General features: G+C 71.0%; 9 protein-coding genes and 1 pseudogene. 9 read left to right on the plus strand and 1 reads right to left on the minus strand.

Translation table 11 applies throughout. The features are described 5' to 3' along the window. Positions 1 to 119 precede the first annotated feature (119 nt). Complete coding sequence (gene tnpC / locus OG884_RS29525; RefSeq protein WP_326638258.1) at positions 120 to 1676, plus strand: IS66 family transposase; 1557 nt, start codon at positions 120 to 122, stop codon at positions 1674 to 1676. Between the two features lie 429 nt (positions 1677 to 2105). On the opposite strand, the pseudogene OG884_RS29530 reads toward tnpC, so the two are convergent. Next, positions 2106 to 3062: pseudogene (locus tag OG884_RS29530) on the minus strand (IS30 family transposase). Positions 3063 to 3420: 358 nt separating this feature from the next. Between OG884_RS29530 and OG884_RS29535 the strand changes: the two are divergent. The 8 genes from OG884_RS29535 to OG884_RS29570 all read left to right on the plus strand — a co-directional run bounded on the left by OG884_RS29535 (position 3421) and on the right by OG884_RS29570 (position 15285). Then, positions 3421 to 4617 carry an RNA-guided endonuclease InsQ/TnpB family protein gene (locus OG884_RS29535; protein ID WP_326638260.1) on the plus strand — a complete coding sequence of 399 codons (1197 nt, stop codon included), beginning with the start codon at positions 3421 to 3423 and terminating at the stop codon, positions 4615 to 4617. Positions 4618 to 4803: 186 nt separating this feature from the next. Beyond that, positions 4804 to 6261: an amidohydrolase gene (locus OG884_RS29540; protein WP_326638262.1), complete on the plus strand. Its 1458-nt coding sequence runs from the start codon at positions 4804 to 4806 to the stop codon at positions 6259 to 6261. Between the two features lie 232 nt (positions 6262 to 6493). Next, positions 6494 to 8881 (plus strand): primosome assembly protein PriA, encoded by a 2388-nt coding sequence (locus tag OG884_RS29545; protein WP_442811552.1) that lies wholly within the window; start codon positions 6494 to 6496, stop codon positions 8879 to 8881. A 49-nt stretch (positions 8882 to 8930) separates the two neighbouring features. Further along, positions 8931 to 10598, plus strand: coding sequence for a hypothetical protein (locus tag OG884_RS29550; RefSeq protein ID WP_326638264.1), 1668 nt, complete (start codon positions 8931 to 8933; stop codon positions 10596 to 10598). A 40-nt stretch (positions 10599 to 10638) separates the two neighbouring features. After that, positions 10639 to 12015 carry a hypothetical protein gene (locus OG884_RS29555; RefSeq protein ID WP_326638266.1) on the plus strand — a complete coding sequence of 459 codons (1377 nt, stop codon included), beginning with the start codon at positions 10639 to 10641 and terminating at the stop codon, positions 12013 to 12015. Positions 12016 to 12105: 90 nt separating this feature from the next. Then, positions 12106 to 12654 (plus strand): peptide deformylase, encoded by a 549-nt coding sequence (def, locus tag OG884_RS29560; RefSeq protein ID WP_326638267.1) that lies wholly within the window; start codon positions 12106 to 12108, stop codon positions 12652 to 12654. Positions 12655 to 12658: 4 nt separating this feature from the next. Next, entirely contained in the window at positions 12659 to 13588 is a 930-nt protein-coding gene (fmt, locus tag OG884_RS29565) for a methionyl-tRNA formyltransferase (RefSeq protein WP_326638269.1), read from the plus strand. Between the two features lie 5 nt (positions 13589 to 13593). Further along, a complete protein-coding gene (locus OG884_RS29570) occupies positions 13594 to 15285 on the plus strand; it encodes an RsmB/NOP family class I SAM-dependent RNA methyltransferase (RefSeq protein ID WP_326638271.1) in 1692 nt (563 codons plus the stop codon). Positions 15286 to 15315 lie beyond the last annotated feature (30 nt).

Raw genomic sequence — 15315 nt, forward strand, 5'->3', positions numbered from 1 at the left:
GAGTTCTGTGGCGCACTTTGCTTCCGCTGCTATTAGGTCGTGTCCATTCACGGGGTCTCGTGACCTGCGGCGCGACCTCGGTTTGATCGCCGGGACGTGATCCTCGATCATGCTGTCTTGTGTCCGACATCCCGCCCCCTACGGCCGAAGAGGCGTGGCGTGCTGCCAACGAGCAGCTGCGCCGGGTGGTGGAGCTCAAGGACGCCGAGATCGCGGTACTGAAGGTGCTGTTGGAGGAGGAGCGCGCGGCGCGCAGGCTTCTTGAGCTGCGGCTGGCCGAGCTGGAACGCCGGTTGGGGATGGACAGCTCGAACTCCTCCACACCGGAGTCGAAGGAGTCGATCGCGGCCAAGGCGCGTCGTAAGGCCGAGCGGCTGACCTCGCAGCGTGAGCGGTCGAAGGACCGCAAGCCCGGCGGGCAGAAGGGCCGCAAGGGGGTCGGGCTGACCCCGGCGCCGAAAGGCGAGCGGACGGAGAAGACGGCCGAGCCGCCGGCCGAGTGTTCCGGATGCGGCCATGACCTGGCCGGGGCACGTCAGGTCGGAGCCGATTGGGCGCAGGTGTGGGATATCCCGCCGATCACGGTGGAAAAGACGCATTGGCTGCTGCCGACGCCGGCGTGCTGCGGCTGTGGGACGACGACCCGCGCGGCTGCGCCGTTCGGCCAGGCGGGCAGCGTGGTGTACGGGCCGAACGTGAACGCAGCGGCGATCATGCTGCTGGCCTTGGGCAACGTCCCGGTCGAGCGGACCGCGATGCTGATGGAGGCGCTGCTCGGTACGCCGGTCTCGACCGGGTTCGTCGCCAAGGCCCATCACCGGTTCGCCGACAAGCCGGCCTGCGCCGGGTTCGATGAGGCGATGAAGGCCGCCCTGCAAGGCGAGGACGTCCTTTGCGTCGACGAGACGCCGGTCAACGTGCTGCGCAAGAACACCGACGAGAGCGGGCAGCCGCTGCCCGGCCAACCGCACATCGTCAGCGTGCGCACCCCCGACGAGCGGCTGGTCTGGCTGAAGCCGATCGGCGCCCGCTCCAAGGAAGCGATCAAGGCCCTGGGTGTCCTGGACGGGTACGCGGGCTACCTGGTCCGCGACGACTACAAAGGCTGGGCTCAGTTCGACGAGCAACTGGCCGGAGTGCAGCAATGCGGAGCGCACATGATCCGCCACCTGGCCGGGGTCCGTGACCTGCACCCCGTCGAGCAGGGCTGGGCCGAACGCGTCCGCACGATCCTGCTCCAAGCGCTGGCCGCGGTCGGTCAGGCCGCCGCCGACGACCGGGACCGCCTCGACGATGATCTGCTGGTCGGCCTGCGAGCCCGCTACGACCACGAGGTCAACTGGGGAGAGATCACCAACCGGCACCGAGACTGGCATGACGGCAACCATCCCGGCTACCGGCTGGCCCGCCGTTTGAAGGTCAAAGCCGAGCAGGTCTGGCCGTTCACCACGAACTTCACTGTCCCGTTCACCAACAATGCCTCCGAGCAGGCACTCAAGGAGCCGAAACGCCATCAAGCGGTCTCCGGCCACTGGCACACCATGGCCACCCTGAGCCGGTACTGCCGCGTGCGCTCCTACCTGGTCACCACCAAGGGCCACGGCATCCGCGCGATCGACGCCATTCACGCCGTCCTCGCTGGACACACCTGGCTACCCACGCCCATCGCCGCTTGACGCGGGCTCACCCCCGTGAATGGACACCCATTAGGGCTTGCAAAAATCAATACCTCATCCAACACTCAGTAAACATCAAGCACTCAATGGTGAGCGGCGGAAACGGATTAGTGGATGTCTATACAGGGTCTCTCGCCGTTCCGACTGGGCTAGATGACGGGGACATCTATCTGCGTCTGGAGCTTCACGAGTCGGAGCCGCCACTTGATCTTGAGGCTTGGGATGAGATCGTCGACGTCAGTTTCCACGCAGAGGAACCACTCTTTTTGGAACAGCTTTTCGGTGGCGGGGCAGAAGACTTTCCTCTACTGAATTCCAAAGGGCAGAGCGACTACAGAATCAGAGTATGTGCTCGAGGGCGAGATGAGGCTAATCGCACATTTGAATCGGTTGAGTTTCATGTAATTCAGGTTTGGTCAGATGGCGGTATCAATCGGTGGAAGCAAGTTCGGAGAGCATCTCGGCGAACACTTCGGCTGGCGTTCTGTAGTCAAGTATACGCCTCGGGCGAGTGTTGAGAGATTGAGACACGGAATTCAGAAAGGTGGGATCGTTTGAAATCTTTGTCCCTTTAGGAATGTACTCCCGAATGAGCCCGTTCGTGTTCTCGTTGGTTCCACGCTCCCACGGCGCATGCGGGTGAGCGAAATAGACATCGATATCAGTCTTGACCGATAGCGCGGCATGCCTGGCCATCTCCGAGCCCTGATCCCACGTAATCGACTTCATCAGCTGGGACGGAACATCCCGGACCGTGTCGATCAACGCATCGCAGACCGCCTCGGCCGTCCTGCCGAACGGCAGCGGGACAATAAGAGTGAACCGGCTCTTCCGCTCGACCAGCGTTCCAGCCGCACTTGCCCCCCTCGCGCCAACAATGAGATCCCCCTCCCAATGTCCGGGAATCTCACGACCTTCCACCTCGGCCGGACGCTCGTCGATGGAGCGCATCCCCACAATCCGGGCACCGGGCGAGCCCTGCCGCCCACGAGGTCTGCGGCGCTCGCGGCCCGACCGCAACTCGATACCGAGCCGGCTCAGCTCTCCCTTGGGCAACGCGTACATCCAGGTGTAAATCGCCTCATGAGACACCGTGTCCACCGTCTCCCCGAAACACCGGTCATACTTCAGCCGGCCCGCGATCTGATCAGGCGATCACCCATGCCGCAACCGCGACACCACCGCCCGCTTCAGGCAGGGGTCACCGTCCAGCTTCCGGTCTTTTGGGCGGCGCCTCCCCGCCTCGGCGCGTCTTTGCGCCGCGTGAGCACGATACGTTTCACGACCACCGTTACGGAGGATTTCCCGACATACCACCGACTCACTCCGGTCGATATGCCGCGCTATCTCCTTGTTCGAGAGACTGACGGCCAGGCATCGCGAGATTTCCTAGCGATCTTCCAACGTCAATGGACGTCGCTGTTCCCCCACGGACCACTCCTCAACGATCGGTCCGTCGAGGCTCCCAAAAGAAAAAGCTCAACGAGGGCCGGGTGCCTACTTCTCCCTGTAGGTCCCGAACTCATCGATTCTCCGAAAGGTCCGATTGCCTTCACCCCTTGGGATCAAGGCGCTATCAGCTTTTCCCGAGGGGACCGTCGCCTTCAGGCGACAGGGGAATCGGGAGCGGGAGGGCCGCCCAGGCCCGAGCGTGCGGTGACCTGTCAGGTCTGCGCATTCCGCGTCGCCTCTTTTCGACATTCGATACGGTGGGAACAGGAGTTCCAGTGAGGGTGGTGGTGTGATGCGCAGGTCCTACAAGTTCCTGTTGCGTCCCACCGCAGGGCATGCGATCGCGTTGACCGCCTGTTTGGACGATCACCGCGCCCTGTACAACGCCGCGCTGGAGCACCGCCGCACCGCCTACGCCAAGGCGGGGGTGAGTGTGAGGTACGGCGACCAGTCGGCGGAGTTGAAGGACATCCGCGCAGAGGACACCGGTGGGCAGGGCCGGTGGTCGTTCTCCTCTCAGCAGGCCACCCTGCGCCGCCTGGACAAGGCGTTTCAAGCTTTCTTCCGGCGTCTCAAGACGGGCGGGAAGGCGGGCTTCCCCCGCTTCAAGGGCAAGGGATGGTTCGACACCGTCGAGTGGCCCAGGGACGGTGACGGCTGCGGCTGGGACTCCCAGCCCGAACACCCCAGCGCCACCTACGTCCGCCTGCAAGGTGTCGGCCACGTCCGGGTGCACCGGCACCGGCCAGTACGCGGCACAGTGAAGACGATCAGTGTCAAGCGGGAGGGGTCGCGCTGGTATGTGATCCTGTCGTGTGACGACGTGCCTGCCGAGCCGTTGCCCGCGACCGGGAAGGCGGTGGGCATCGACCTGGGGGTGGCGTCGCTGGTCACCACCAGCGACGGCGACCTTTTGGACAACCCGCGGCACCTGGCCGTCTCCGCCGGTCGGCTCGCCAGGGCACAGCGGGACCTGGCACGTAAGAAGCGCGGCTCGACGCGACGCCGCAAGCAGGTGGCCCGCGTCGCCGCATTGCACGCCCAGGTGCGCCGCAGGCGTCTGGACGGGGCGCACAAAGCCGCACTGACCTTGGTCGGCGGCTATGACGTGATCGCCCACGAGGACCTGCGTGTCACGAACATGACCAGGCGCGCCGCCCCGAGGCCCGATGGCGAGGGTGGGTATCTGCCCAACGGCGGTGCGGCGAAGTCGGGTCTGAACCGCAGCATCCTGGACGCGGGGTGGGGGGTGTTCCTGACGATTCTGTCGTACAAGGCTGAAAGCGCCGGTCGAGAGCTGATCGCGGTGAATCCCGCCAATACCTCCCGCACCTGCTCGCGGTGCGGGCATTGCACGAAGGAGAATCGCCGTACCCAGGCCGAGTTCGCGTGTAGGGCATGCGGGCACGGCGCGCACGCCGATGTGAACGCGGCGATCAACATCCTGAGGGCAGGGCTTGCCCTTCGTGAGGCTGCGCGAGCGGCTTAGCGAGAAGCCGCTCTCTTCAGGGAGCGGAGGAGTCACATCGAAAGTCTCCTACCGAAGGCAATCCCCAATTTTACCTTAGACATCGGGATTGCCGTCAGATAGGAGTTTGATCGGCAGGGGGGTCGCGGAAGTGGTGTGGGGGACCGGAGGTGAGTGACCAGCGGCTATCCGCCTAAAGTCGGTCTTATGTCCTCTCCCTCTTCTCGCCTGCTGCTGCGCAACGCGCGGATCGGTTCCGGTGGTCCGCTGCGCCATGTCCTGATCGTCGACGGCCGGGTCGCGGAGGTGGCCGCCGAGCCTCCTGCCTGCGACGAGTTGGTGGACGTCGGGGGCGCCACCCTGCTGCCGGGGCTGTGGGACGCGCACGTGCACTCCGTGCAGTGGGCGCAGGCCCGGCGCAGGATCGACCTGACCTCGGCGCGGTCGGCGCGGGAGGCGGTCGATCTCGTCGCTCCGCGGGCGGGTACGTCCGGGTTCACGGTCGGTTACGGGTTTCGCGACGGGCTGTGGCCGGACACGCCGGACAAGTCGCTGCTGGAGGCGGCGGCGCCCGGCAGCCCGATCGTCTTGGTGAGCAACGACCTGCATACCGCCTGGTTCAGCCCGGCCGCGCTGGCGGCGATCGGCAGGGGGGACCACCCGACGGGGGTGCTGCGCGAGCGCGACTGCTACGACGCGATGGCCCAGATGCCGCCGCCACCGGAGGAGGAGCTGGACCGCTGGGTGGCCGAGGCCGCCACCGCCGCCGCGGCCAGGGGCGTCGTCGGCCTGCTGGACTTCGAGTTCGCCGACAACGTCACCGACTGGACCCGGCGAATCTCGCGGGGGCGCCTCGACGTCCGGGTCAGCTGCTCGATCCCGGTGAACCGGCTCGAAGAGGCGATCGAGCGAGGGTTGCGCACCGGGGAGCCGGTCGCGGGCTCGGGGGGCCTGCTGGAGGTCGGGCCGGTGAAGACGTTCGTGGACGGCTCGCTGAACACCAGGACCGCCTACTGCGCGGACCCGTACCCCGGCGGCGACGCGCGCGGGCTGCTGGAGACACCGCCCGATGAGCTGTACGGCGTGATGGCCCTGGCCGCCGGGCACGGGATCGACCCGGCGGTGCACGCCATCGGCGATCTGGCGGTGGGCATCGCGCTGGACGCCTTCGAGCGGGTCGGCTGCCCGGGGAGGATCGAGCACGCGCAACTGGTCCGCCCGGAGGACTTCGGGAGGTTCGCCAGGCCCGGTCTGGTCGCGGGCGTGCAGCCCGCCCATGCGCCCGACGACCGGGAGGTGGCCGACCTGCACTGGCGGGGGCGTACCGGGCGGGCCTTCGCCTACGCCGACCTGCTGGCGGCAGGGGCGAGGCTGGAGCTGGGCTCCGACGCTCCGGTGGCGCCGCTCGACCCGTGGGACGGGATCGCCTCCGCCGTGGCCAGGACCGACGACGAGCGGCCGCCGTGGCACCCGGAGCAGGCGATCTCGCTGTCGGCGGCGCTGGCGGCGGCCGGCCGGGGCCGCGCCGGAGTGCGCCCCGGCGACCCCGCCGACCTGGTGATCACCGAGTACGACCCGGTGGGGCTGGACGGGGACGGTCTCCGTCGGATGCCGATCCTCGGCACCCTGCTCGGGGGCCGCTGGACCCACCGCCGCGCCATTTGACCCAGCAGAACGGGTGCGGTGGTGGTCCGCCCGACCCGCCCGGCCGGATCTACCGCCGTGCCGCCCGGTCTACCCGACTCGTCCGTCTGGACTCGCCGGCCGATCCAGCCGGCCGGGCTCGGTGGTGGTCCGTCCGGTATGCCGTTCCATGTCCGGTGCCTCCAGCGACCGGTGCCGTACCGCCGACGGGCCGACCGTCTGGGCGGGCGCCGACGTCTGGTAGGACAGGCGGGTGACCCACGCCAACCCCTCACCGGATGACGACGCCCTCCTGCCGCTCGACGCCGTACGCGAGCGGCCCGCGCCCGGCCGGGCCGCGAGGGCGCGGGCCGGGGCCGTCGGAGCGGCGGGGGTGACCAGGGCCTCCGGAGTGGCCGAGCAGGTCAGGGGGGTGCCGGAGCCGGCCGCGGAGCTGCCGGTCGCGCGGGTCGTCGTCGACACCCCGTTGCCGCACCTCGACCGGCTGTTCGACTACCTCGTCCCCGCCCCCCTGGACGCCGCCGCGGTGCCGGGGTGCCGGGTCCGGATCAGGTTCGCGGGCAAGCTCGTCGACGGCTTCCTGCTGGAACGGGTGGAGAGCACCGAGCACCAGGGCAAGCTGACCCGCCTGGAGAGGGTCGTCTCCGCCGAGCCCGTGCTCACCCCGGAGATCGCCGCGCTGGCCCGTGTCGTGGCCGACCACTACGCCGGGACCATGGCCGACGTGCTGCGCCTGGCCGTCCCGCCCCGCCACGCCAGGGTCGAGGCGGAGGCCGCCTCCGCCGATCCCGCTTCCGAGACCGGTAGGGACTCGCGGGAAGGGAGCGACGAGGCTGAGGCCCCCGGAGAGCCCGGAACCGAACAGACGGCAGGAGAGCCGGAGACAGGAGAAGCGGGGCTGAGGCAGACGGAACCGGGAGGGGAACACGGGCCGGGTGAGGAGCAGGGGAGTGTGCCGGAGCCGGGACGAAGAGGCGAGAGCGGACCGGGTGAGGGCACAGGGGCCGTGCCGGGGCGGGAACAGCGAGGCGAGAGCGGACCGGGCGAGCATCCGGGGGGCGAGCCGGAGCGGGAACCGGGGCCGTGGGCGGACTACCGGGAGGGGGAGGCGTTCCTGGCGGCTCTGGCGAAGGGCGGCTCTCCCCGCGCCGTGTGGACCGCCCTGCCGGGCACCGACCAGGACGGGCCCGGGTGGCCGCGGGCGGTCGCGGTTGCCGTACGGGAGACCCTGCACGGTGGCAGGGGAGCCCTCGTGGTGCTTCCCGACGGCAAGGACGTGGCCCTGGCCGACGCGGCGCTGAGCGCCGTCCTGGGACCCGGTGCGCATGTGGCGCTGACGGCGGACCTCGGGCCCGCGGAGCGCTACCGGCGGTGGCTGCGCCTGTCCAGGGGCCAGGTCCGGGTCGCCGTCGGTACCAGGGGGGCGGCGTTCGCCCCGGTCGCCGATCTCGGGCTGGCGGTGATCTGGGACGACGGCGACGATCTGCACTCCGAGCGGCTCGCCCCCTACCCGCACGCCAGGGAGGTCCTCGCCCTGCGTGCCCACCGGGCGCGCGCGGGCCTGCTCGTCGGTGGGTACGCCCGCACGGCGGAGGCCACCCAGCTCATCGCCACGGGCTGGGCGGGCCCCATCGTCGCGGCCCGCCAGACGGTCAGGGCCAGGGCGCCGAGAGTCCGTCCGGCGGGGGAGGACCCGGAGCTGGCCAGGGACGAGGCGGCCAGGGCCGCCCGGCTGCCCAGTCTCGCCTGGCGGATCCTGCGCACGGGGTTGGAGAGCGGTCCGGTGCTGGTGCAGGTTCCCCGGCGGGGCTACCTGCCCGCGCTGGCCTGCCAGGGCTGCCGGGCACCCGCCCGCTGCGGGCACTGTGGCGGGCCCTTCGCGCTACGCGGTGGCCACGTGGCCCCGTACTGCCGCTGGTGCGGCCGGATCGCGGGCGAGTGGCGCTGCCCCTCCTGCGGTGGGGTGCGGGTGCGGGCCCAGGTGGTCGGTGCCCGCCGCACCGCCGAGGAACTGGGGCGGGCCTTCCCCTCCGTACGGGTCAAGACGTCGGGCAAGGACGGGGTGCTGGCCACGGTCGGCGCGGCCCGGGCACTGGTGGTGGCCACCCCGGGGGCCGAGCCGGTGCCCGAGGGCGGATACGCGGCGGCGGTGCTGCTGGACGGCTGGGCGCTGCTCGGCAGGCCGGACCTGCGCGCCGCCGAGGAGACGCTGCGCCGGTGGATGAACGCGGCGGCGCTGCTGCGGCCCTCGGCCGAACTGGTCGTGCTGGCCGATTCCTCGTTGCCCGTCGTGCAGGCGCTGCTGCGCTGGGATCCGGTGACACATGCCGAGAGAGAACTGGCCGACAGGACAGAACTCGGTTTCCCCCCGGCGGTGAAAATGGCGACGCTCACCGGATCTCCCTCGGGGGTCAGGGAAATGCTCGGTGAGATGGCGCTGCCGCCGGAGGCGCAGGTGCTCGGCCCGGTCCCCGTGGCCTCGCCCAGGGGCGACCAAGTGCGGGAACGTGCCATGGTGCGGATCAGCCGAGGTTCCGGATCCGCGCTGGCAGCGGCTCTGAAAGGGGCCGTGGGGGTGCGCTCCGCACGCAAGGCCGCGGAGGTGGTCAAGGTGTGCATTGACCCGCTAGATGTGATTTGAGTTGTTTCCCCGATTCGCGGTGCTGGCAGTAAGCCGTTAATTTTCCCCTGTGTCGATCGAATGGGTGAATCGGGCCGTAGACGACCTGCGCGCGTGGGGGCGTGCGCGCGGCCTGGACGTTGACGTGGACGAGGTGCGGCTGCTCTGCGACTACGCGAGTGACTATCTGGACGTGAACGAGCTGGGTGACTTCACCCCGGTCGCCTTCGAGGAGTTGCTGCTCAACATCTATCCACGCAAGGTCATCGCCCCACCGGAGAGCGCCCCCGAGACCGTCGCCGCCGCACGCACCCTGGTCGACTTCCTGCTCTCGACCGAGGAGATCGGCGGCAAGATGGCCGTCCGGATGAGGAACGTCCTCGACCGGATCGAGCCCGAGATGCCCATCGCCCTCGCCGACACCTCCAGGTTCGGCATGGCCAAGAGCCTCTTCAGCGCGATGGGCGCCGACTCGCTGGAGCGACTGGATCGAGACACCGAGAGCGTGGTCGTCTCCGTCTCGGCGGTGCGGGAGGAGCCCGCCGTCGAGCACTGCGACTGCCCCGGCTGCTCGCCGCTTCCCCCGGTACGCCTGGCACCCCGCGAGACGCTCGTCCAGAGCGCTCTGCGGGTGCCGCTGCTGACCGACGCGCGCAGGCTGGTCCAGTGGATGCTCGCGGGAGGGCGCACCCTGACCGTCAAGGGCAGGCTCAGGGTCCGCGACGCCACCGAGGCGATCGCCCAGCTCTCGGTGACCGACCCCGGTCTGCTCTGGGAGCTCGCGATCCACACCGGCCTGGTCACCGTCGAGGGCACCGCCATCTTCGACGGCGAGGACTTCGACCCGCTCGACATCTGGGCCGCGACCGTCGAGTTCGTCGTCGAGAAGGAGACCGGCGGTGCCGTGACGGGCGAGGCCTCCCTCGACGAGGAGCTTTACGGCCTGTGCGACATGCTCTACCGCCTCCAGGCACCCGTGCCGATCCCCCTGGTCAGGGACTACCTGAACGAGATCGGCCTGGTCGAGGAGGGGGAGATCGACATCCCCGAGGTCGTGCGGCGGCTCGCGTACTGCGGGATGGCCGAGCCGGGCGACGAGCTCCTGGAGCTCACCCCGCTGGCCCTGTGGGGGTTGCACAGGCTCTACACCGACCTGGGCATCGAGGCGCCGCAGGCGGCCGACCTGGCCTTCGCCGACGCGCCCGAGCTCATCGAGGGGCTGCTGTCGGGGATGCCCGACGAGATGGCCGAGGCCGACATAGAGGGCTGGCTGCGGCACCGGAGCCCGGCGCAGGCGGTCACCGAGCTGCTCGGCTCCGTCTCGGGCGCGCCCTCGGTCGCCAGGGGCGTCGCGGTGACGATCGTCGACCGACTCGGCCCCGACGCCGAGGAGGCGGTGCGCGCCTTCCTGGAGGAGCCGGAGCTGCGCCCGCACGCCATCCACTGGCTGAGCGCGCGCGGCCTGGCGGCCCCCGCGCTCACCTCGGAGGAGGTGCTCTGGATGAGCGTGGACATGCTCGTCCTGGCCATGCCCTCCGCCGAGGAGGATCCGGAGACGTTCGCCGAGAACATGTCCGCCTCCGGCCCGCCGCAGAGCGTGATCGAGGAGATGTGGCGGGTCGACCATCCCGAGGTCGTCGAGGTCCTTGAGCTGCTCGGACGCTCCCTGAGAGACCACAACGCGGCCAAGGCGGCGCGCAAGGCGGCCTTCAAGGCGCGTTCCCGCGCCATCGGCTGAGCCGTGTATGCGTGAGGCGCGAGTGCAGTAAGTTTCACGGGTGGCAAAGAGCGGGAACAGTGGGAACGTCTTCGACATCGGCGAGCTGCGCAGGCTGGTCGATGAGCTGGGAACGGCACCCCGCGAGCTGCGAACAGCCGTTCTGGAGGAGTCGGTCACCGCTTCGGGCCGTGACTGCCCCCCGCGCGGTGACGCGCTGAGCTTCCCGCCGGTCGACCTCTCCCCGGACGCCGAGCTGGCCGCGTCCGTGCCGCCGGTGCCGCTGGTGCTCGACGCCCAGCGGCTGGCCGCCTGGACCGGCACCCGCGCGGTGACCCCCGAGGGACTGCTGCCCGACCCGTTCGCGCCGTGCGCCGAGCTTGGCCTGCCGGGCCCGGCGCGGCTGCACCTGCTCTGGGTGGTCGCGGTCAACACCGGCATGCTGCGCATCTCCCGCGGCCGGGTGGCCCCCGGCCCGCTGACGCTCTCCGCCGACCTGCCGTACCGGGCCGTACTGGGGTTCTGGGACGGCGTGGTCATGGACATCCTCGACCGTGCGGACGACGACCTGACCGGGTCTCCCGTGATCGACGATCACCTGGCCGAGATGCTCGCCACGCTGTACGCCGTGCGCGAAGGGCTGTCCACCGCGACCCTGGTCAAGGGCATCCTGCAGTCGCACCGGGTGGCCTGCGGGGCCGGTCCGGCGGAGATGAGGACGCTGACCGGCACGCTGCCCGCCCAGCTGGAGTCGGCACTGTCGCTCCTGGGCTACTGCGGGCTGGTCGAGACCTCGCGGGCGGGCAGGCCCCGGCTGACCCCGCTCGGCATGTGGGCCGTCCGCCAGGATCTCATCAGGGAGGGCCACGACGCGCCGACGGGTGCCGAGGTCGCCGTCTTCGCCGACCTCGGCGCGCCCGAGCTGGTCGAGGAGATCATGAAGGGTTCCGCCGCACCCAGCGCCGTCACCATGTGGCTGGAGTCCCGCCATCCCGAGGCCGCCGCGCGCGAGCTGGTCAAGGTCGCCGCCTCGGGCACGGCAGGCCGGCGCGGTGTCGCGGGCGCGATCCTGGAGGAGCTCGGCCCCGAGGCCGAGGCCCCGCTCAGGGAGGCGCTCTCCGAGCCCGCCATGTGGCGCTACGCCGCCTCCTGGCTGCACATCCGCGACCTGTCCGCGCCCGCGCTCACCCCCGCCGACAACACCTGGCTCGCGGTCGACTCGCTCGCCTCGCTGCTTGAGCGGGGCGAGGCCTCCGAGGCGATCTGCGAGTTCGACGCGCTCGAACCCGGCGAGGACCTGGTACGCGTGGTCGAGGAGATGGCCCTGGTGGACCACCCCGACACGTTCGCGGTCCTCGACCTGCTGGGCTCCCGGCACGGCACCGCCGCGGTGGCCAAGTCCGCACGCAAGGCCGCCATGAAGGCCCGCTCCCGCTGACCCCCGCCCGCCGGGGCCGGAAGAAGGCCCGGGGGAGGCGGCGGGCGCCCTTAGACTGGGGCGATCCCCTGAAGCGTGAGGAGACCCCTGTTGGCCATTCAGTCGATCCGCCTTTTCGGCGACCCGGTGCTGAGCACTCCGGCCGATCCGGTCAAGGACTTCGACAAGGAGCTGCGCAAGCTCGTCAAGGACCTCACCGACACGATGATGGACGCGCCGGGAGCCGGGCTGGCGGCACCCCAGATCGGGGTCGGACTGCGGGTCTTCACCTACTACGTGGACGACCGGCTCGGGCACCTGATCAACCCCAATCTCGACCTGTCGGACGAGAAGGACGAGGAGGGCGAGGAGGGCTGCCTGTCCTTCCCCGGCCTGTCCTTCCCCACGCCCAGGGCGCTGCGGGCCGTGGCGACCGGTTTCAACATGCACGGCGAGCCGGTGACCCTGGAGGGCACCGATCTGATGGCCCGCTGCTTCCAGCACGAGACCGATCACCTCGACGGCGTGCTGTTCATCGACCGGATGGACGTCAAACAGCGCAAACTCGCCATGAAGGCGATCCGCGAGGCCGACTGGAGCGGTCTGTCGGCCCCCGCGGTCAAGTTCTCCCCGCACGCCACCCAAGGGAAGGCTCTGTAGGAACTTGCGCCTGGTCTTCGCCGGAACCCCGGACACAGCTCTGCCCGCGCTGCGGGCTCTGATCGACTCGCCCCGCCACGACGTCGTCGCCGTCGTCACCCGGCCGGACGCCCAGTCGGGCAGGGGCCGCAGGGTCCACCCGAGCCCGGTCGCCGAGCTCGCCGAGGAGGCGGGCATCGAGGTGCTCAGGCCGCAGAAGGCGGGTGACCCGGCCTTCCTCGACCGGCTCGCCGAGCTCTCCCCCGACTGCTGCCCGGTGGTCGCCTACGGTGCGCTCCTGCCCCAGGCCGCCCTGGACATCCCCCGGCACGGCTGGGTCAACCTGCACTTCTCGCTGCTGCCTGCCTGGCGCGGCGCGGCACCGGTGCAGCATGCCGTGCTCCACGGTGACGCGATCACCGGCGCGGCCACCTTCCGGATCGTCAAGGAGCTGGACGCGGGCCCGGTCTACGGCGTGGTCACCGAGGAGATCCGCCCCGCCGACACCAGCGGGGAGCTGCTCGCCAGGCTCGCCGAGTCCGGTGCGGGGCTGCTGGCGGCCACCCTCGACGGGATCGAGGACGGCAAGCTGGAGGCCGTGCCGCAGCCCGCGGAGGGGGTGAGCCTCGCCCCGAAGATCAGCGTCGACGACGCCAGGGTCGACTGGTCCGCGCCCGCCATGCGCGTCGACCGGCTGGTCCGTGCCTGTACCCCCGCCCCGGGCGCGTGGACCGAGTTCCGCGGCCTGCGGGTCAAGCTCGGCCCCCTGCGGCCGGTTCCCGACGCCTCGGGCTTGGCCCCCGGCCAGATCGCGGTGTCCAAGAACTCCGTCCTGGTCGGCACCGCCACCTACCCGGTCGAGCTGGGCGAGGTGCAGCCGCAGGGCAAGCGGGCGATGGGGGCGGGGGAGTGGGCCCGCGGCGTGCGGCCCACGGACGAGGATCGGCTGGCTTAGAGATCATGAGCAGTGGTGGTGACGGCCGTAACGCCGCACGCGGCGGGCGTGGTCAGGGTGCCGCCCCGCGCGGCCAGGGTGCCGCCCCGCGCGGCCAGGGGTCCGGCGGGCGTGGTCAGGACGCGGCTTCGCGCGGGCAGGGGTCCGGCGGGCGTGGTCAGGACGCGGCTTCGCGCGGGCAGGGGTCCGGCGGGCGTGGTCAGGACGCGGCTTCGCGCGGGCAGGGGTCCGGCGGGAAGCGAGAGGGGTCCGGCGGGAACCGAGGCGGAGGCGGCGGAGACGGACGCCCGGCCAGGGCCGGGCGTCCGCCCAAGCCGGTCCGCGACGAGGCCCGCAACGCCGCCTACGACCTGATGCGTGCCGTCGACGAGCGGGACGCCTATGCCAACCTGCTGATGCCCGCGCTGCTGCGCGAGCGCCGCCTGTCGGGGCGCGACGCGGGGCTGGCCACCGAGCTGGCCTACGGCACCCTGCGTGGCCTCGGCACCTACGACGAGATCATCGCCGCCTGCAGCGACCGGGCGCCGGAGGACGTCGACCCGCCGCTGCTCGACGCCGTACGGCTGGGCGTGCACCAGCTGCTCAAGACGCGGATCCCCCCGCACGCCGCCGTCGGCACCACGGTCGATCTGGTGCGGCTGCGCGTGGGCATCGGCGCCTCGAAGTACGCCAACGCGGTGCTGCGCAAGGTCTCCACCCGGTCCCTGGAGCAGTGGGTCCCGATCGTGGCGCCCGACCCCGCCGACGACCCCGTCGGCCATCTGGCGGTGGCCCACAGCCATCCGAGGTGGATTGTCGAGGCGCTGCGCGACGCCGTGGGCGGCGACTTCGACGAGACGGCGGCCCTGCTCGCCGCCGACAACGAGCGTCCCCGGGTGACCCTGGTCGCCCGTCCAGGCCGCTCTTCGGTCGCGGAGCTCCTCGACGCGGGTGCCGAGCCCGCCGGATACTCCCCGTACGCGGCCTACCTGCCCGAGGGTGACCCCGGCGCGATCCTCGCCGTGGCCGAGTCGCGCGCCGCCGTCCAGGACGAGGCCAGCCAGCTCGTCGCGCTGGCCCTGACCCGGGTCCCGGTGGACGGCGCCGACTCGCGCTGGCTCGACCTGTGCGCGGGCCCCGGCGGCAAGGCCGGCCTGCTCGACGCCATCGCGACCCACGGCGACGAGGCGGGTCTCGCGGTGAGCGCCGGGCCGGCGGCCTTCCCCGGCGGGGCGCACCTGCTCGCCGCCGAGCTGCAGTACCACCGGGCGCGGCTGGTGTGGCAGACGACCCGGCAGGCCGCGGTGATCACTGCGAACGGCACCGTGCCCGCCTGGCGGCCCGGAGTCTTCGACCGGGTCATGCTGGATGCCCCCTGCACCGGCCTGGGCGCGCTGCGCCGCCGCCCCGAGGCCCGCTGGCGCCGCGATCCCCGGAACCTTCCCGAGCTGGGCAGGCTCCAGCGCGACCTGCTCGCCTCGGCGATCGAGGCGGTCCGTCCCGGTGGCGTCATCGCGTACGTGACCTGCTCGCCGCACCTGGCCGAGACCGACGTCGTGGTCGGCGACGCCCTGCGCCGCCGTGACGACGTCGAGGTGCTGGACGCCCGCGCCTACCTCCCCGAGGTCGAGGGGCTGGGCGAGGGGCCGTACGCGCGGTTCTGGCCGCATCGGCACGGCACCGACGCCATGTTCCTGGCCCTGCTGCGCCGCCGCTGAGCGGCCCTCGGGGGCGCGGCGTCGCAGGGA

It is taken from the genome of Streptosporangium sp. NBC_01755 (assembly GCF_035917995.1).
Classification (GTDB): Bacteria; Actinomycetota; Actinomycetes; order Streptosporangiales; family Streptosporangiaceae; genus Streptosporangium.